Source organism: Lelliottia nimipressuralis, assembly GCF_041464075.1.
In the GTDB taxonomy this organism is placed as follows: Bacteria; Pseudomonadota; Gammaproteobacteria; order Enterobacterales; family Enterobacteriaceae; genus Enterobacter; species Enterobacter nimipressuralis.
Genome location: NZ_CP167172.1, coordinates 3,365,421 through 3,384,835 on the forward strand (window position 1 = coordinate 3,365,421; position 19,415 = coordinate 3,384,835).

The 19,415-nt window shown below is 56.5% G+C and carries 14 protein-coding genes; 4 read left to right on the forward strand and 10 right to left on the reverse strand.

The genetic code is table 11. The features are described from left to right. Positions 1-55: 55 nt before the first annotated feature. From ispG to ACB496_RS16155, 6 genes are all read right to left on the reverse strand, one after another. Positions 56-1,174, reverse strand: a complete 1,119-nt coding sequence (gene ispG, locus ACB496_RS16130; RefSeq protein WP_100779322.1) for a flavodoxin-dependent (E)-4-hydroxy-3-methylbut-2-enyl-diphosphate synthase — start codon at positions 1,172-1,174, stop codon at positions 56-58. A 26-nt stretch (positions 1,175-1,200) separates the two neighbouring features. Further along, positions 1,201-2,211 (reverse strand): cytoskeleton protein RodZ, encoded by a 1,011-nt coding sequence (gene rodZ, locus ACB496_RS16135; protein ID WP_371973068.1) that lies wholly within the window; start codon positions 2,209-2,211, stop codon positions 1,201-1,203. Between the two features lie 298 nt (positions 2,212-2,509). After that, entirely contained in the window at positions 2,510-3,676 is a 1,167-nt protein-coding gene (locus tag ACB496_RS16140; protein ID WP_100779320.1) for a bifunctional tRNA (adenosine(37)-C2)-methyltransferase TrmG/ribosomal RNA large subunit methyltransferase RlmN, read from the reverse strand. Positions 3,677-3,841: 165 nt separating this feature from the next. Beyond that, positions 3,842-4,273: a nucleoside-diphosphate kinase gene (gene ndk / locus ACB496_RS16145; protein ID WP_095282894.1), complete on the reverse strand. Its 432-nt coding sequence runs from the start codon at positions 4,271-4,273 to the stop codon at positions 3,842-3,844. A 156-nt stretch (positions 4,274-4,429) separates the two neighbouring features. Next, the gene (gene pbpC, locus ACB496_RS16150; RefSeq protein WP_371973069.1) at positions 4,430-6,754 is read right to left on the reverse strand and encodes a peptidoglycan glycosyltransferase PbpC; all 2,325 of its coding nucleotides are present in this window, start codon (positions 6,752-6,754) and stop codon (positions 4,430-4,432) included. 1 nt (position 6,755) lies between these two features. Continuing rightward, on the reverse strand, positions 6,756-11,705 hold the full coding sequence (locus ACB496_RS16155; protein WP_371973070.1) for an alpha-2-macroglobulin: 4,950 nt from the start codon (positions 11,703-11,705) through the stop codon (positions 6,756-6,758). Positions 11,706-11,996: 291 nt separating this feature from the next. Between ACB496_RS16155 and ACB496_RS16160 the strand changes: the two genes are divergently transcribed. From ACB496_RS16160 to ACB496_RS16175, 4 genes are all read left to right on the forward strand, one after another. Then, complete coding sequence (locus ACB496_RS16160) at positions 11,997-13,541, forward strand: PTS transporter subunit EIIC (protein ID WP_123427082.1); 1,545 nt, start codon at positions 11,997-11,999, stop codon at positions 13,539-13,541. 11 nt (positions 13,542-13,552) lie between these two features. After that, positions 13,553-14,920, forward strand: coding sequence for a 6-phospho-alpha-glucosidase (locus ACB496_RS16165; RefSeq protein ID WP_107703114.1), 1,368 nt, complete (start codon positions 13,553-13,555; stop codon positions 14,918-14,920). A gap of 88 nt (positions 14,921-15,008) precedes the next feature. Continuing rightward, entirely contained in the window at positions 15,009-15,854 is an 846-nt protein-coding gene (gene sseA, locus ACB496_RS16170; RefSeq protein WP_181826661.1) for a 3-mercaptopyruvate sulfurtransferase, read from the forward strand. Continuing rightward, positions 15,854-16,624: a MurR/RpiR family transcriptional regulator gene (locus tag ACB496_RS16175; protein ID WP_129035579.1), complete on the forward strand. Its 771-nt coding sequence runs from the start codon at positions 15,854-15,856 to the stop codon at positions 16,622-16,624. The genes sseA and ACB496_RS16175 overlap by 1 nt, the downstream gene beginning before the upstream one ends. An 18-nt stretch (positions 16,625-16,642) precedes the next feature. Here ACB496_RS16175 and sseB read toward each other — a convergent pair whose 3' ends face one another. The 4 genes from sseB to fdx all read right to left on the reverse strand — a co-directional run bounded on the left by sseB (position 16,643) and on the right by fdx (position 19,415). Then, entirely contained in the window at positions 16,643-17,419 is a 777-nt protein-coding gene (gene sseB / locus ACB496_RS16180) for an enhanced serine sensitivity protein SseB (protein WP_371973071.1), read from the reverse strand. A 93-nt stretch (positions 17,420-17,512) separates the two neighbouring features. Continuing rightward, positions 17,513-18,799 carry an aminopeptidase PepB gene (gene pepB / locus ACB496_RS16185; RefSeq protein WP_100779312.1) on the reverse strand — a complete coding sequence of 429 codons (1,287 nt, stop codon included), beginning with the start codon at positions 18,797-18,799 and terminating at the stop codon, positions 17,513-17,515. 68 nt (positions 18,800-18,867) lie between these two features. After that, positions 18,868-19,068, reverse strand: a complete 201-nt coding sequence (gene iscX / locus ACB496_RS16190; RefSeq protein ID WP_371973072.1) for a Fe-S cluster assembly protein IscX — start codon at positions 19,066-19,068, stop codon at positions 18,868-18,870. 11 nt (positions 19,069-19,079) lie between these two features. Continuing rightward, positions 19,080-19,415, reverse strand: a complete 336-nt coding sequence (fdx, locus tag ACB496_RS16195) for an ISC system 2Fe-2S type ferredoxin (protein ID WP_100779310.1) — start codon at positions 19,413-19,415, stop codon at positions 19,080-19,082.

Here is a 19,415-nt window from a genome sequence, read left to right on the forward strand (position 1 = left end):
AAAACCCAAAGAATGGGTTCAATCATACATGGGAAGCCTGACGCTTCCCATCACGTTATTTTTCAACTTGCTGAATGCTGATGCGCTGGGCTTCGTCCAGCATCGTCGCTTTTGCGCGGATGCGGGCTTCCAGCTGATCGATCATGTCGTTGTTGTCCAGACGGTCTTTACGGATCCCATCTTCATAGAGGCCGCTTTTCTTGTTGCCGCCGGTCACGCCAAGCGTTGACACCAGCGCTTCACCAGGACCGTTCACCACGCAGCCGATAATAGAGACATCCATCGGCGTGATCAGATCTTCCAGACGCTGCTCCAGCGCGTTGACCGTACCGATAACGTCAAATTCCTGACGCGAACAGGTTGGGCACGCAATGAAGTTGATCCCGCGAGCACGAATGCGCAGGGATTTCAGAATGTCGAAACCGACTTTGATCTCTTCCACCGGATCGGCTGCCAGCGATACACGCAGCGTGTCGCCAATCCCTTCGGAAAGCAGCAGCCCAAGGCCAATCGCCGACTTCACAGAACCACTGCGTAAGCCACCGGCTTCGGTGATCCCAAGATGCAACGGCTGATCGATTTGCTTCGCCAGCAGGCGATAGGATTCAACGGCCAGGAAAACATCAGACGCTTTCACACTGACTTTGAACTGATCGAAGTTGAGGCGATCGAGATGATCCACATGGCGCATGGCTGATTCCAGCAGCGCTTGCGGCGTCGGTTCGCCGTATTTTTCCTGCAGATCTTTTTCCAGCGATCCGGCGTTAACGCCGATGCGGATAGGGATATTTTTATCGCGGGCGCAGTCAACGACCGAACGAATACGCTCTTCGCTGCCGATGTTACCTGGGTTGATACGCAGACAATCCACACCATATTCCGCGACTTTCAGCGCGATTCGGTAATCGAAGTGGATATCGGCAACCAGCGGAACATTAACCTGCTGCTTGATGAGTTTGAATGCCTCGGCGGCATCCATGGTCGGCACGGAGACGCGGACAATATCCGCACCTACGCGCTCTAATGCTTTGATTTGATTGACCGTCGCCTCAACATCCGTGGTACGGGTGTTGGTCATCGACTGAACGGCGATGGGTGCACCATCACCAATCGGCACATTCCCAACGTAAATCCGCTTAGATTTTCTACGTTGAATCGGAGCCTGATTATGCATGAAAAGTCTCCCGCGTTACTCGCCTGTTACTGTGCTGCTGATTGTTCGGCATTAACGGTAAGACGCGCAACCTGGTTAGTTCTGATAAAACGGCTCAGATCGACAGGTTTTCCTTGATACTGGATCTGCACCGCAGCCGGAGCACCGATTTTAAGCTTATACGGAGCCTGACCGGTTAGATTTAATGTGCCATCTTTACGCTGCAGGCCACTGAACAGTTTTTTACCTGTTGCATCCGTCACTTCCAGCCAGCAGTCGGCAGAGAAGTTCATCACCAGCGCGTTAGGATCGGCAGTGGTTGCCCCTGCCACGCCAGCCTGGTCGGTTGGCAGCGGCTGTGTAGTGTTCGCCGTAGCGGCAGGTGCTGTCGCCGCTGGAGCGTTATCCACATTCGCCTGAGACGGTGCGACAACAGCATTTTGCGCTGTCGTCTGGTCCGGTGTGGTGGCCGGCGCTGGCGTTTGGGTAGGTTCTACAGCCTGAGAATCGGTAGCCGCAGTTTGCGGTTCGCCGGAAGTGGCGCTGCTGTCGGTGTTTAACGGCACGCTTTGCGCGCCGTCGTTACCGGAATTGTTTAGCTCGGCAGAGGACTGGTCAGCCATTGTAGTGATCTCTTCCTGCTGCGCTTTGTGGTTTTGCCACCACCATGCGCCCGTCAGACCAATCACCACAAACAGTACCAGCCAGGTAAAGCTCATCAGCCAGCCATCACGTTTTTTGCGACGTTTGCCCAGAGAGAAGGTCTGCATCGGCGCGACTTTCGCCGCACGTACCGGTGCCTGTTTTTCCATCATTGGCAACAGTTCTTCTTCAGGGATATGCACCAGTTTTGCATAAGAGCGGATGTAACCACGCAGAAACGTTGAAGCAAGATCGGCCGGAGCCTTGTCTTCTTCAATATCGCGAACCGTGGAAACCTTCAGGCACAAGCGTTCTGCAACAGCTTGCTGGCTGAGTCCGAGTTGTTCACGGGCATTGCGAAGACGAACGCCCGTGGAGAGTGCTTCATTTTGGTCGTGAGTGGCTTCAGTATTCATTCGCTACAACTACTTACTGGTACGTGTAAATTAGGGTTCAGGCGCCGGTGAGTCACAATGCCACCCGCACCGCGAAACTTCTGGTCATTTAACCTTAGACAGACAGTTAGTATAAGACTGTCCGGCTTTAGTTGACAGTGCAGCGCTACTCATGAGGCTAAACTGTTGTTGCGACGTTACATACTGCCTTAAAGTCGTCTGAAACGCACCGTAATTATTCAGCAATCACAATCTACGTGGCTGAATATTCAGTAAGCTAATGCGTCACGGTACAAACCTGCACCGCGACGCATACGAATCACACAGCTTTGACCTCAATCGCCTCACCCTGCATGCGCTTACGCAGCGTACGCTTGGTACGGTCGATCACATCACCGGCCAGCTGGCCGCAGGCGGCATCGATATCATCACCACGGGTTTTACGCACGATGGTGGTGAAACCGTACTCCATGAGCACCTTGGAGAAACGATCGATACGGCTGTTAGAACTACGGCCATACGGCGCCCCCGGGAACGGGTTCCATGGGATCAGGTTAATCTTGCACGGCGTGTCTTTCAGCAATTCAGCCAGCTGATGCGCATGATCGGTTTCGTCATTCACATGGTCCAGCATCACATATTCGATGGTCACGCGGCCCTGGTTGGCATTGGACTTTTCGAGGTAGCGACGCACGCCCGCGAGGAAGGTTTCGATATTGTACTTTTTGTTGATCGGCACAATTTCGTCACGAATTTCATCGTTCGGTGCATGCAGGGAGATCGCCAGCGCCACGTCAATCATGTCGCCCAGTTTATCCAGCGCAGGCACAACCCCAGAGGTGGAGAGGGTCACGCGACGCTTGGACAAACCAAAGCCGAAGTCATCAAGCATGATTTCCATCGCCGGAACGACGTTGGTCAGGTTCAGCAGTGGCTCGCCCATGCCCATCATCACCACGTTGGTGATAGGACGTGTGCCGGTCACTTTTGCCGCGCCGACGATTTTCGCCGCGCGCCATACCTGGCCGATAATTTCAGACACGCGCAGGTTACGGTTAAAGCCCTGCTGCGCCGTCGAGCAGAATTTGCACTCCAGTGCACAACCAACCTGAGAGGAGACGCACAGAGTCGCGCGATCTTCTTCCGGGATGTACACGGTTTCAACGCGCTGATCGCCAACTGCAATCGCCCATTTGATGGTGCCGTCAGAAGAACGCTGCTCTTCCACCACTTCCGGTGCGCGGATTTCAGCGACTTCTTTGAGTTTGTTACGCAGCACTTTGTTGATGTCAGTCATGTCATCAAAGTTGTCGCTGCAATAGTGGTACATCCATTTCATGACCTGATCGGCACGAAACGGCTTCTCGCCCATCTCTTTGAAAAACTCGCGCATCTGCTGACGGTTCAGATCCAGCAGGTTAATTTTTCCATTTTTATTAGGAACCGCGGCAATGGCGACTTCAGAGGTGTTAACTAGTTCAGACATAATATTTTCCGGCCTCGTTGTTACACGTTATGGCCCGTGGAGGGTTGAAAAGAAACGCCCCGGTGAGCGCTTTGCTCTTCCGGGGCGTTGCATTGTACAAAGTCTGGCGCAGGGATGCCACGTTTGCACGCGACTTTTACCAAATTTATACCCTTCCCTGAGGAATTAGCGGGTACGAGCGCACACTTCGCCTTCGGCGAAGAAGTAAGCGATTTCGCGCGCAGCAGATTCTACAGAGTCGGAACCGTGGGTGCCGTTCTCGGTGAAGCTGTCAGCGTAATCTGCACGCAGAGTGCCAGCCAGTGCGTTCGCCGGGTTAGTTGCACCCAGCAGATCGCGGTGACGCTGTACTGCGTTTTCGCTTTCCAGTACGGAAACCACGATTGGACCGGAGGTCATGAACTCAACCAGGCCGTCGAAGAAAGGTTTACCGTCGTGCTCAGCGTAGAAACCGCGAGCCTGTTCAACGGTCAGATGCAGCATTTTGGTGCCAACGATTTTGAACCCTGCAGATTCAAAGCGAGCAAAGATGCTGCCAATAACGTTTTTTGCCACCGCGTTTGGTTTGATGATGGAAAAAGTACGTTCAATAGCCATGATAACCTCTGTGTTATGTTCTGTTGTTTTGCATACATCTGTATAAGATGGCGCGGATTATAGAGAGCAAAAACGCCATTGCCTATGGTTCAACGTAACATTTTTTTAAAATAAGACGAGTTTTAGCAACAGCTCACATCCCGGATGGGTTTTTCGCTACTGCAGGGTGAAATTGACCGTAGCGACTTGCCCCGTCTCATCCATTACCAGTAACTGATAATCCCCTGCTTTATCAAGCTGTAAAGTGTAAGCGCGCCCTTTCACATTCAGCGGTTCGCCATTCAGGAACCACCAGCGCTCACTGTCGCTGCCAATTGCCTGTAGCGGCAGCGATACACGTGACTCACCGGGCAGGCGTTTAATCAATGCCCCCTCACGCACACCGGAGAGCATCAGCGGCGCAGGGGAATCTTGCGCCAGCGGAGGACAGGTGGTTGACGGTGCCGGAACGCGTACCGCCCGGCGTTCAGAAGCAGGAAGCCAGGGTTCAAGCGGTAACGGCCAGACGTCGAGGATTTTCTCCTGCGCGCCGGGGCAATCAGCCGCGACGCGTTGGCCCTGGTTATCCAGCCAGACCGGGAAGCGAATCCCGCGAATCCCCTCTTGCTCTGGCAATAACAGTGTGGGCGGCTGACTGCCGTCAAGCAACCAGGTCGCGAGCCTGCGACGGCAGTTCTCACTCCCTTCTGGCAGGGATTGCCCGCCGGGCCAGCAGATCACACCGCGACTGACCGAAGCCGGGCGCGGATCGCGCGGCAAGCGCCCTTCATCCACCGTTGAACTCGACTGCAGCATATTATTGACCTGGTTCAGCAATGGCACGGCGCTGGCGAATCCAAACTGACCGGCAACGGGTGTCCCGTCCGGGCGTCCGGTCCAGATCCCAATGATGTAGCGTGCGTTCAGGCCAATGGCCCAGGCATCACGATAGCCATAGCTGGTACCGGTTTTCCACGCCAGCGGTGCAACCTGCGGCAGTGCGCTATCCGGCAGCGGCTGCGCTTCGTTGCCTAAAATTCGACGAATGATCCACGCCGCGCCAGGCGAGAGCAGCGGACGCTCAATCAACGGATCGCCCGGCTGCAGGCGTAACCGACCCGCTTTCCCATGACGGGCAAAGGCGCTGTAAGCGGCGGTAATGTCTGAGAGCCGCGCCCCCGCACCGCCCAGGATCAGCGATAAATTAGGCTGCGCGCCAGGCGGAAGGAGCAGGCGTAAACCGACATTGCTCAGCATTCCGGTGAAACGTTTTGGGCCATAAGCCTCCAGCACTTGCACGGCGGGAAGGTTCAGGGAGCGCACCAGCGCCTCGCTCATGCTGACGGGGCCGTGAAAACCACTGTCGAAATTACCCGGTCGGTAATCTCCCGTGCGCCGCGGAACATCCTGTAACAAAGAGGCGGGATGGATCAGGCCTTCATCAAGTGCCATTCCGTAGACAAAAGGTTTCAGCACCGATCCCGGCGAACGGATCGCGCTCACCATATCGACATGACTAAAACGACTGTCATCATTGATATCCACTGAGCCAACCCAACCGCGTACTTTCATAGTAGTGTGATCAACAACGATCATCGCCAGTGAGCTACGCGGCGGAAGCCGAGATTTCCAGTTCATCGCCAGCTCTTCCATCTGACGTTGCAGCGAAGCATCCAGCGTAGTGACAATTTTGTTGTCGCGACTTTTACTCAGCATCATGCGGGAAAATAGCGGAGCCAGCTGTGGCATTTGCCGGGGGGCAAGCCAGACTGGCTCTTCACGCGACTCTTTAACCTGCTGCGCACTCCAGACGCCCTGCGTCACCATGCGCTCGAGCACTTTATTACGCGCGGCCTCCGCGCGCTCTGGCCAGCGGTCCGGACGCAGACGGCTCGGTGCCTGAGGAAGAACGGCCAGCAACGCAGCCTCTGAGTAGCTTAACTGCGCCGGTGATTTCCCGAGATAGGCCCAGCTGGCCGCACCGACGCCCTGTAACGTCCCCCCAAAGGGCGCACGGTTGAGATAGAGCGTGAGGATCTCGCGTTTTGACAGGTGCCATTCGAGTTGCATCGCCCGCCATAGCTGGCGCACTTTACCGCCAAAAGTACGTGGATGCGGATCAAGCAGTCGTGCCACCTGCATGGTGAGGGTACTGCCGCCCGAAACCACTTTACCAGAACTCAGATCCTGCCAGGCGGCACGCAAAACGGAGAAGGGATTGACGCCGGGATGATCCCAGAACCAGCGATCTTCATACTGGATCAGGGCTTCGAGGTAGCGCGGAGAGACATCTTCAATGGTGACCGGATAGCGCCAGATTCCGTCGCTATCGGCAAAACGCCAGAGGGGTGTACCTTTCTCATCGACCACCACCCGCGCAGGGTTGACCTCTTTTAAAGGCAACGGCCACAGGCGATCGGCGACAACAATCAGCGCCCATACAATAAGAATCGCTCCCGCCAGCCAAAGCCAACGGGAGCGAATGAGTCGAGATAACGTCACCTTACGGAACAACAATCAGCGGGCCGCTTGCTGCGCCCGTTGCCCGCCACTGCGGAACATACATAGATTCCACCATCGGTACCGGAACCTGATACGTTCCCGGTGTAACGGCACGAGCCAGATACACCAGCGTCACAGGCTGACCTTCGTTCACGGGCACCGCAGCAACAAAGCGATCGTCGCGGAACTCCATATGCTGAATGTCCGCCTGTTGCATCTGGTTGAGCAGGTTCTGTACTTCGCTGCCGCTATCCTGAAGGCTGGCGCTGCTGCTGGCCAGGTTCTGGTTTTCCAGCTCAAGCCCTGCCGGAAGTAAATCGACCACCAGCGCATCCGGGACATTCTGATTTGCCTTCACTTCCAGCCACACCAGCACCAGTTCACCGCTCTTCAGAGAAGAGAGCGATTTGCTGCTGCCATCACTTGCGAGAATATGACGCTCGATTTGCAGAACGTTGGACGATGGCTCTGGGGCATAATCCGGATAGCCCGTGCTGTCGAGACGGACCCACAGCGGCGTGGTGCCACTGTTGGTGACCTGCAATGCGCCCAACTGATCGCCACTCACATTTTGTGTCTGAGCCTTATCGCCGCTCAGCGCTTTATCCGAGAGGCTGGTGGTTGCCTGCCAGGCGCCTGAAAGTGTCGGCAATAGACGACCGGCCAGGAACAGCGCGTTGCTTTCCTGTGTTGAGAGCCAGCGCTGGCTGAACGCCTGCTGAGACAACGTATTCAGCAGCGTGTTCTGCGCATCCGGCAGCAGTTTGTACTCTTCCAGCAGGGAGAGCATCAGAGCGTTGTCACGCAGCTGGCTGCCGTAATCCGCCATCCAGTTTTTGCTGTCAATGCGCGAGGTTTTCAAGGCCAGATCCAGCGCCTGCTGGCTGCGTGGCGCATCCCCCATCAGTTTCAACGCCATCCCCAGCTGCATCAACGGCAGACCCGAACCGGTCTGCGCACGACGCTCCCAGATTTCACGCAGTGCACCCAGCGGTGCTTTTTGCTGGCGGGCCAACACCAATGCCGCATAGGCCTGAACTGCAAATTTACTCGCCTGCGTATCATCGCTGTAGCGAATAGACATCATGCCAGGATCCTGCATATAGCGCAGAAGACGGTTGTTGGCATTGTTCACCGCCTCGGCCGGAACGCTGTAACCCTGCTCACCCGCACGGACCAGGAAATCGGTGACGTAGGCCGTCAGCCAATACTCTTCCGGGCCATTTTTATCCCACAGGGCAAAACCGCCGTCATCACGCTGCATTTGCAGCAAACGGGAGATGCCGATATCAATAGCCGCACGGCGTTTGTCATCCGTATCGCCTTTGATGCCGAGGGCAGTCAGCTGCGCCGCGTTGGTATAGAGAGACGGGAACAGTCCGCTTGCGGTTTGTTCCAGGCAACCGTATGGATAGGCCTGCAATTCGCGGATATATCGCGCCAGATTCAGCGGCGGTTTACCGCTGAGCAACAGTTGACCTTGCAGGGTAGCCGGTGAGAATCCTGTGATGTGCTGAGCCGGTGCCGTCCAGCTTTCGCCTGGGTTTAGCATGGTTCCCGTATTCACTGTCTGTGCCGGGAACGCCGGACGCACGCCAATTTTCCAGCTCTTGTTCTGCGGTGCGAAAGTTTCTCCTGGCAACTGAAGGCCAGTCACCTGCGCGGTGATTTCACCGTCACCGTAACCGTCCAGGGCTCTCACCGGAACAAACAGCGTGGTTCGCGTGCCCGGTTCAAGCTGAACGGGCTGCGGTTGTGCGCCTTCAAGCTCCATCAATCCCGATGCGCTCAACGCGACATTCAGCGTCTGCGATTTGTCGGTGAGGTTAGTCAGATCCAGCGTCAGCCTTGTTGCGTCACCACTGGCCAGGAAGCGTGGCGTGTTGAGTTCGGTAATCACCGGCGCGGCAACAATCACTTTGCCCTCGCTGCTACCAAAATCATCCGCCGTCCAGGCCTGCGCCATGACGCGCAGCTCGCCGTTGAAGTCGCCAATCGGCAGAGTAATCGTCCCTTCGCCATTGTCATCCAGCGCCACAGGCTGCGCCTGCTGGGCAATAATGGTGACATGATTCACCGGCGGTTTACCGCCGCGTTTCAGTTCATCGCCGTCACCACCAAAGCGCAGTGCCGCCATCCTTCCCTGCCCTTCAATCACCTGACCGTAAATGTCGTAGATATCCGCGCCGTAACGCTTCTGGCCAAAGAACGCTTCCCACGGATCGGGCGTGACATAATCGGTAATGTTCAGTACGCCACTATCGACAGCGGACACCAGCACGTTCACTTTCTGTGGCACGCTGCCGTCTTTCACGCTGGCTTTGACCTTCACTGACAGCGTCTGATTCGGGCGAATTTTCTGTGGTGTATCCAGGGCCAGTGTCAGTCGACGATTTTCATCACCCATCGGCAGATGCAGAATGCCCACCGCGCGTTTCGGCGTGGCGGATTTGGATTTATCCCCCGGGCGTACCACCAGCGTGCTGAGGTAAAGATCGTGACGCTTCCAGGCTTTATCGACCGGAATGGAGAGATCCAGCCCTTTCGCCGGGACGTCGATCTCTTTCCACCACAGCGGACCTTCGCTGGATTCAATCATCGCGTAGCCTTTACCCGCTGCCGGTGCTGCAACATGCAGTTTAATGGTGTCGCCTGGCTGATAAGCGGGTTTATCGAGTTTCAGCATGACGCGGTCAGGGCGCGCGGCCCCGGTGCCGTCACTGTTATCCTGCCAGCTGTAACCGGCCCAGAAACGCACGCTGCTGACCATATCGTCAGGAGCTTTGACTTCCAGACGGTAAGAGCCCCACTCAACGGGGAAGGTCACTTTGCCCGTTTCGTCGGCCTTGAGCGTCAGTGCCTGCTCGCCCTCCACCAGATCTTTCTGATCGAACTGAGACAACCAGCCGTCGCTTTCTGACCAGTTCCAGTAGTAGTCGCGGCGCTCGCGGATCAGGCGCACCTGAAGATCCGATACGGCTTTTTTCGCGCCGCTGGCGTCGGCATAAACAATGTCAAAACTGGCGTTACCGTTTTCATCGACAATCGGCTGGTTCACCGTGGTGTCCGTGCGATAGTCATACACCGCTTTGCTGGCGAACTGAGGGCGGATACCCGGCAGGGCAGCAGCAGGCCAGATGGCCTGCTCTGCACGACGCGTTATCGGCCTACCACCAGACTCCAGCAGGCTGGCCTGCAGAATCAGCTGCAGCGGAGAGTGCACTTCTTTCCACTGGCTTTCCGTGGCAACCTGACCGCGCCCCTGCTCGTTCAGCGTCAATTGCACTTCATCGAGGCTGCGGCTGAGATTCTCTTCCGCAATATCACCGAACTGGAATCCTGGTAACGCGCTGACCGCTTCACGCAGCGGACGCAGGAAAAGCTGGCCCTGCAGACTGTTGCCGTTAGCCGGTGCACCATATAGGTAGTAGCCGACAACGTCGAAATTGACCTCATCCTGTACCGAAACCGGCGTTTTCTGCCCGGTCAGATTCAGTGCCATACGTTCTGGCATGAAATCTTCGACGTGGAAATCCCATAGACGCTGCTGATTGTCGCCCGTATTCGCGCGCACATGCCACATGCCGGTCTGTGCGCCACTCTCCAGCGGATAGTTAAAGCGATAAAGACCATTTTCAGGCTGGCTGACGACGGTTCGCGCCACCTGCCCATCCGGGCGCAGCACTTCCAGCTTCACAGGCTGATCGGCCAGCGGTTTGCCGTCGCTGTCGCGCAGCAGACCGTTGAGGATCACGGTCTCCCCGGGACGATAGAGATCGCGCGGGCCAAACATAAAGAACTGCTTGCTGTAACCAGGCCCGCCTGCGATATCAAATTCCGCCAGGTCCAGCGCCGGGAGTTTTAGATCAAGTAGCGTCGTCTGACCGTCTTTACGGGCCAGAATCAGCGCCGCCTCTTTGTCCGTTTCAAGTTTCGCATGGCCGTCGCCATCGCTGGTACCCTGCGCCAGCGTCTGGCCTTTGTCATTCAGCAGCAGGACTTCAACACCGGACTGTGCCGCGCCGTTTTCTAAGCTCTGAGTGAAGATATCGAGACGATTGTGATAGCGGTGCGCAGATAAACCCACGTCACTGAGGGTGAAGAGCGTGGCAGCATTGCTGTAGTTGTAATGCCCCGCCTGATTCATCACCGCGATATAGACGCCGGACTGCTGCAACGGTTTGATATCGCGCAGCGGCAGCAGCAGTTTTTCGCGGGTATTGCGCGCCGGATTGAGATCGAAGCGCCCGGTATAGACAAGCTCGGCCATCTTAAGCAGATTATCCGATTCCCAGTTGCTCAGGGAGTTACGGTACTCCCACTGGCTCACAAATGACGCCAGCGATTCCGGCTTCACGCGGTAGAAGTTTACATCCACGTTGTTGACGTTCAGCGCCATCACCGGCAGGCCTTCGACCACTTTACCCGGCAGGAGCGAGCCCCGGCTGGCAAAGCCGACAGTCGGTTCAATATCCCGAGTGGTGATCGCTTTTTCGTAGTCGATGCCAAAGGTCGCTTTGTTCAACGCCTGCAAATCGCGCTCCACGGTGACCACCAGATTGCGATTCGGCTCCAGATGGCGCAGGCGCAGCTCTTTCAGATTTGGCGCGAGCTCCCAGGCACCGTCCACTTTGCCGCTCTTTTTATCGACGACGTGAACCGTGCGGGCAAAATCCTGATCGGGGTTGAGCGGAACCGAAAACGTCAGAACCAGAGTGGATGCGCCATCGAGCTGAACTTCCGAGGCATCGAGCAGCGTGAGCGCTTTGCCCTCACTCTGCGCGGCGAGTTTCGCGAGCTTATCCGCATCCGGTTTGGCGGGCGCTTCTGATGTGGTGGTGGAAGCCGCGGGTGCGGCCGCCTGAGGTTTATCGTCGTTGTTATCGCAACCAACGAGCGTAAACGTAGTGAGAAGCGCGAGCGAGAGCGCAGCTAAGCGAAACGGTGTCATCCTTTATCCCTGTTCGTGGAACCTGTTAGTCGTCATCCGAATAAGTATTATCCGCAAGTTTCACGAATACAAAAGTCCAATCTTAGAATCTGGAAAGCGCCTCGCAGATTACTCCGACTCACCTGCGGCTGCGATACCGATCATCGTTCAGATCACAGTGCTAAAGGTTACATGTAACCTTTGGCGTCATTTGTTTTTAAAACAATAAGATAGCTAGATATCCAGACAGATCACCTGCTAATTTACATCTTAGACGCACGCTGAGTGCGCGGTTCACTAAGAGAGATAGCCATGAAACGAGCCGTGAACGCCCTACAAAATTTCGGAAAATCACTTTACGGACCGGTACTTATCTTACCGATTGTCGGGCTGTTTATCGCCTTCGGCAACGTGCTGGGTAACGGTAATCTTGCCGAGTATGTGCCGTTTCTCGGCCATCCTCTGATTCAACACATTGGCCAGCTGATTGCTAAATCGGCGGTCTCGGTTCTGGTCAATCTGGCGCTGGTCTTTGCCGTGGGCATTCCTGTTGGACTCGCCACGCGGGATAAAGGTTACGCGGCGCTTATCGGTCTGGTGACTTTTGTGGTGTTTATCAACGCCATGAATGTGACGCTCCAGCTACAAGGGCATCTCGCCCCCGCCGATCAGATGAAAGCCGCCGGACAGAGCATGGTATTAGGCGTGCAGGTTCTGGAGATGGGCGTTTTCGCCGGTATTCTGACCGGTGCCCTGTCTGGATATCTGTACAACAAATACTCCGGCGTACAGTTTAACGGCGCTATGGCGATCTACTCCGGGCACTGTTTCGTGGCGATTATCATGCTGCCCGTGTCGATGCTACTTGGCGTGGTGATGAGCGAACTGTGGCCATTTGCCCAGCACGGCATTAGCGCCATGGCGTTAGCCATTAAAGGTTCTGGTCCGTTTGGCGTGGCGATTTACGGTTTCCTTGAGCGCATTCTGGTGCCAACCGGCCTGCATCACCTGGTCTATACGCCGTTCCTGTACACCGAACTGGGCGGGACGCAGGAGGTGTGCGGCACCGTCTATCAGGGCGCACGGAATATCTACTTCGCCGAAATGGCCTGCCCGGAAGTGAAACAGCTCAGCAGCACGGTCGTGTGGGATGCACGCGGAATAAGCAAAATGTTCGGCCTGCCTGCTGCGGCGCTGGCGATGTATATGACCGCCCGACCGGAGCGCAAAGCGCTGGCGAAAGCCATCCTGATCCCAGCAGCGCTAACCTCGCTGCTGGTCGGCGTGACCGAACCGCTCGAATTCTCCTTCCTGTTTGTCGCCCCGCTGCTGTTTGTGGTGCACGCGGTGCTGACCGGGATTGGCATGATGCTGTTCTATCTGTTTGGCGTTCATGCCATCGGCGCCAACGGCATTATCGATTTCATTCTCTACAACCTGCCGCTGGGTACGGAGAAGTCCAACTGGCCGATGTATATCGTCGTCGGGCTGATTATGTTCGCGCTCTATTTCATCGTGTTCCGCTTCCTGATCCTGCGTTTCAACATGAAAACGCCGGGCCGTGAGGACGACGAACAGGAAACCCGTCTGTACAGCAAGCAGGAGTATCAGGCGAAAGGCAGCAACGACGGGCTGGGCGAGTCCATCGTGGTCGGTCTCGGCGGGCGAGAAAATATTGAAGTGGTGGATAACTGCTACACCCGACTGCGCGTCACCGTGAAAGATGTCGACATCATCGATGAGCCACGGCTCAAGGCGACGGGTGCAAAAGGAATTATCAAACAAGGTAACAACGTTCAGGTGGTCTACGGGCTGCACGTCAAAAAAATGCGAGAAGCCGTTGAGACGTTTCTCTGAAGGAGCCAAACATGTTTAAACCTCCCTTTATTCTCTCCATTGCCGGGGGTGGCAGCACCTACACACCCGGCATTGTGAAAAGCCTGATGGTCCAGCTGCAGGATTTCCCGCTGGCAGAAATCCGCCTCTACGACATCGACGCCGCGCGCCAGGACACCATCGCACCCGTGGTCGAGAAAGTGATTCGCGACCACAGCCAGAGCATTAAATTCACCGTGACGCATGACCCGGAAGTGGCCTTCAGCGGTGCCCATTTTGTGTTCGCCCAGATGCGTGTCGGTCAGTATAAAATGCGCGAGCAGGACGAGAAGATCCCCCTGCGCCACGGCGTCGTCGGTCAGGAAACCTGCGGCCCTGGCGGACTGGCATACGGGCTACGCACAATTCTGCCGATGGTCGAACTGATCGATCTGGTAGAGCGATACGCACACGAGAAAGCGTGGATCGTGAACTACTCCAACCCGGCGGCAATTGTGGCTGAAGGCGTACGCCGCCTGCGTCCTAACGCCCGCGTGCTGAACATCTGCGATATGCCGGTGGCAGCGATGCGTAATATGGGCGCGATTCTGGGCGTTGATCGTCACAAGCTGGAAGTGGACTATTTCGGCCTGAACCACTTCGGTTGGTTTACTCGCGTGCTGGTCGATGGCGTGGACAGATTGCCTGAGCTGCGCCGCCACATCGCAAAATATGGTCTGCTGACGGAAGATGCAGCCAAAACCGACCCGCAGCACTCAGATCCCTCATGGGTGAAAACCTGGCGCAACATCAAGCCGATCATGGATAACTTCCCGGAATATCTGCCGAACCCGTATCTGCAGTATTACCTGATGCCAAATCAGATTGTTGAGCATCAAAACCCGGATTATACCCGTGCCAACGAAGTGATGAACGGGCGCGAGAAAAAGCTGTTTGCAGCCGCCGAAGAGTATAAGCGTACCGGGATTTTGTCCGATGCCTTCCACGTCGGCGTGCACGGCGAGTTTATTGTCGATGTGGCCCGTTCGCTGGCGTTCAACCTGCGTCAGCGCCATCTGGTGATGGTCGAAAACCGGGGGGCGATCACTAACCTGCCGTACGACGCGGTAGTGGAAGTCCCGGCCTATATTACCTCCGAAGGGCCTGAGCCGATCCGCGTGGGCCAGGTGCCACTGTTCCACCAGACGTTGCTGCAACAACAGCTCGCCTCTGAGCAACTGCTGGTAGAAGCGACCATCGAAGGCAGCTACGAAAAGGCACTGCAGGCATTCACCCTGAACCGTACCGTGCCGACGATGGAACATGCAAAAGCCATTCTCGATGAGATGATCGAGGCCAACCGCGACTACTGGCCCGCGCTGCAAAAAGCCTGGCAGGACGGCGAAGCGGTGAAAAAATAGGGGGTTGCTCGCGAGTTGAACGTGGTTTGCTTGTCGGTGTCAGATAAAACACCGACAATCCTTTTTTAAGGAAAAAATGGAGGCACCCATGTCCACCTCATATTTTGTCGCAGCCGACTGGCTTCTCGAACATAGCGACGACCCGGAAGTGCAAATCCTCGACGCGCGCATGGCCCCGCCAGGGCAGGAGCATCGCGACGTTCCCGCTGAATACCGCGCCGGACATCTTCCGGGCGCGGTCTTTTTTGATATCGAAGCCCTCTCCGATCACACCTCTCCCCTGCCCCATATGATGCCGCGCCCGGAAGCTTTTGCCGTGGCCATGCGTGAGCTGGGCGTGAGCCGCGATAAACATCTGGTGGTTTACGATGAGGGCAATCTGTTCTCCGCTCCGCGCGCATGGTGGATGCTGAAAACCTTCGGCGTAGAGAATGTGTCTATTCTGGCCGGTGGCCTGGCAGGCTGGCAGCGCAATGAACTGCCGCTTCAGCAGGGGGATGTCGCTCTGCCGGAAGGCGACTTTGACGCGACGCTGGACCCAAACGCCGTGAAACGTCTCACCGACGTTCTGCTGGTGAGCCACGAGAAAACGGCGCAAATTGTCGATGCCCGACCGGCGCCACGCTTTGCAGCCCAGGCTGATGAACCCCGTCCAGGCCTGAAACGCGGACACATTCCCGGCGCACTCAACGTGCCGTGGGGCGATCTGGTATTTGAAGGCGAGCTGAAAACCACCGATGAACTGAGCGAGATTTTTGCCCGCCAGGGGGTGGATTTGCATAAGCCTGTGGTTGCCAGCTGTGGCTCCGGCGTGACCGCCTGCGTGGTGATTCTGGCGCTGGCAACGCTCGGCGTGACCGACGTGACGCTGTACGACGGTGCATGGAGTGAATGGGGCGCCCGGGACGATCTGCCGATTGAACCTGCTCAGTAATGGATAACCGACTGGCAACACTGCTCACGCGCGGGGAGTCCCTGACCCGCGCGGAATATCGCGTCCTGGCCCATCTCACGGAGCATCCGCTGCTGGTGGGCAATATCACGGTACGCGAGCTGGCGCAGGCGACCTTTGTCTCGACGGCCACTATTATGCGCCTATGTCAGAAGCTGGGGTTTAGCGGCTTTAGCGAATTCATCTGGCACTGCAAACAGCTGCTGACCGACACACCGCACATTGCGGCGCAGGCGCAGGATTTGCCTCACCTGCCCGCCCTGTTCAGCCAGTTTATCGCCAACTATCAGCAGACGTTTCAGTGGGTCACGGAAGAGAAGCGCCGTCAGTTTGCCACGCTGCTGCGCGAGAAAGAGAGTTTCTTTCTCTACGGTGCCGGGTTTTCCTATTTGTTCGCGGAGTACCTGACGAAAAAGCTGCAGGTGCTGGGCAAAACGGCCTTTATCTCCGGGCCGGGCGACAGCCGGAATATTTTTCTGAGCAACGCCGCGCGTTACCAGGTGTTTATCGCGGTGTCGCGCAGCGGTGAAACAGAGCAGGTGCTGGATAAAGCGCGGATCGCCAAAAACGTCGGCATGACGGTGATTGCCTTTACCCGTGCGTCAGCGAATACGCTTGCCGGGATGGCGGATTTGCATTTCGCATTGTATGACGAAGCCGTCCATTATGCCGCCGAGGCCGCAGGCGTGACGTCATTTGAATCGAATCTGGTTTTGCTGATGGATTTGTTACTGCTGGAAGCAACGGGGTGAGTGCTCACCCCGAGAATATTAAATAATGCGGGTGGTTTTCAGATCGCGCAGGAATCCGCCCCAGCGACGTTCATAGAACGGCGTGATGTGCTCGGTAATAAAGTGGCTAATGCCCTTCTCACCTTTCACGACCTGGCAGATATCAATCGGCTCATCGCCCGGCAGCGTGTCGGTCGCAACGCTTCCCGCCGCCTGAATGATCTCGTCGATGTCGCCATCGGCTTCAATCCCAATCAGTAGCACGGGCTGTTCTTCTGCGCTCTCTTTGATAGAGCACAGAAACGCGCGTTTCACCGGCTTGATGGTTTTAAACAGAGTGGTCAGAGAGTCGATCATCTGCGTCGGAGGCTCAGCCACTTCAGACAACAGCAGCGTTTCGCCACCCTCCAGCACTTCCTGCGTGCTGAGCGGGTTGCCCTCTTCGCCAATCAGATGGCTGATTTCACGCGGGGTAAACTCTTTCCCGGTCGGCAGTTTGGCGTTGAGGAAGAGCGTTTCACCGAGCGTCATTTCAAACAGCGTGCGCACGGGCATGACGACAAACGCCTGTTCGTCTTCCACCGCTTGCTGCAGGGCTTCCAGCGAGGTGAAAAACGGGATAACAGACGTGCCGTCGTCTTTTTCCCAGTGCAGCAGATCCAGCGCGCTGTCTTCCACAACCTGCTCGCCTTCAGCCGCCGTTCCCGGAACCCAGACGGTGGACTCCAGCAGGGTACGGAAAAATGCCGGACGGTGGGCTGGCTCAGTGGCCGCCTGCTCCAGCAGGGTTTCTAATTCGTTTTTGGTTTCGGACATAGTTTCGTTACGTTAATCGCCCGGCGGCGCAGCGCTTGCACGGGCCTACGGGGTTTGTAGGCCGGGCAGCGGCTACGCCACCCGGCAGGACGACTACTCAGCAGTCAACAAATTCGCAATCGTACGCACACCCAGACCGGTAGCGCCCGCAGACCACTGTTCCACGCCCGCTTTGCGGTAGGTGGCGGAGCAGTCGATGTGCAGCCAGCCTTCGTGATAGTTCTCAACGAAGTGGGACAGGAAGCCTGCGGCGGTGCTTGCGCCAGCCGGATACGCTGCGCTTGCGGTGTTGTTCAGCTCGGCAAAGTTAGACGGCAACTGGCTGCGGTGGAATTCCGCCAGCGGCAGACGCCAGAAAGGTTCGTTCTCAGCGGCGGCGCTCGCCAGCAGGCGTGCGGCCAGTTTGTCGTCGAAGCTGAACAGCGCGTGATAGTCATTACCCAGAGCGGTTTTCGCCGCCCCCGTCAGGGTCGCCATATCGATGATCAGCTCAGGTTTCTGCGCAGAGGCATCAATCAGACCATCCGCCAGCACCAGACGGCCTTCGGCGTCGGTGTTCATCACTTCGACATTTTTACCGTTACGGTAGCGAATGATATCGCCCAGCTTGAACGCATTACCGCTCACCATGTTGTCTGCACAGCACAGGTACAGTTTTACGCGCTTGTTCAGACCGCGGGTGATGGCGAATGCCAGTGCGCCGGTAATGGTTGCCGCGCCACCCATGTCGGACTTCATCGAGTCCATAAACGCGCTCTGCTTCAGGCTGTAACCGCCGGTATCAAAGGTAATGCCTTTGCCGACCAGACACGCGTAAACCGGCGCTTCTTTGTCGCCGGTCGGGTTGAAATCGAGAGCCAGCAGCACCGGTGGTCGCTCAGAGCCGCGACCCACGGTGTGAATCCCCATGTAGTTTTGCTCGCGCAGATCTTCACCTTTGGTGATGCGATAAGACATTTTATCGCCCGCGACTTTGCACAGCAGATCGACTGCGCGCTGCGCCAGCTGTTCAGGACCCAGCTCTTCCGCCGGAGCGTTAATGGTGTCGCGCACCCAGTCGATGATGGTCAGACGGTTTTCCAGCTCTTTCTGCGCGGATTCGTCGAGGTTTGCCCACTCGACTTTACGGGTGCCTTTCGGGCCTTTGTAACCCGCCCAGAATGCCCAGCTGCGATCCGTATCCCAGCCTTCTCCGGCCAGAGTGACATGCTTGATGCCCAGGCCGTCAATTTTACGCGCGGCGCGCTGGATCAGACCCAAATCGTCGGAATCGTTCAGATGCAGGGTGATGCCGTCATTGTTGATGCTGTAGGTGGCTTTGTCGCCCCAGCGTGCGTCAGCAGGCTGTGTAGAGAGCGTAATTTTCATCGCTTCGGTCATTTTATTTTTCCTTATTCGCAACGAGCAAACGGGCCGCCAGAAGGCAGCCCGTATGATCTTTCTTTCTGTTAGTCTGCTTCATCTAACCAGACTAACAGAATCGCCTCCAGAATTTTTTCATTGGATGCGCTGGGATCATCGTCAAAATCTTCCAGATCGCAGATCCACTGATGCATATCGGTGAATCGTACGGTCTTCGGATCCAGATCCGGGTTGGCGTCGTACAGCGCCTCGCCGATTTCGCGGCTGTCGGTCCACTTCAGTCCCATACTACCCCCTGTTAATGCTCACGCGCATGGTTGATAGTGTAACGCGGGATTTCGACCACCAGGTCTTCATCGGTGACGCGCGCCTGGCAGCTTAAACGGCTGTCTGGCTCCAGACCCCATGCTTTATCCAGCATGTCGTCTTCGTCTTCGGTGCTTTCCGCGAGGGAGTCAAAACCTTCACGCACGATGCAGTGGCAGGTGGTGCAGGCACAGGATTTTTCACAGGCGTGTTCCACTTCGATACCGTTGCGCAGGGCAACGTCGAGGATGGTTTCGCCGGTCTCAGCTTCCAGAACTGCACCATCCGGACAGAGGTCCGCATGAGGCAGAAAAACAATCTTTGGCAT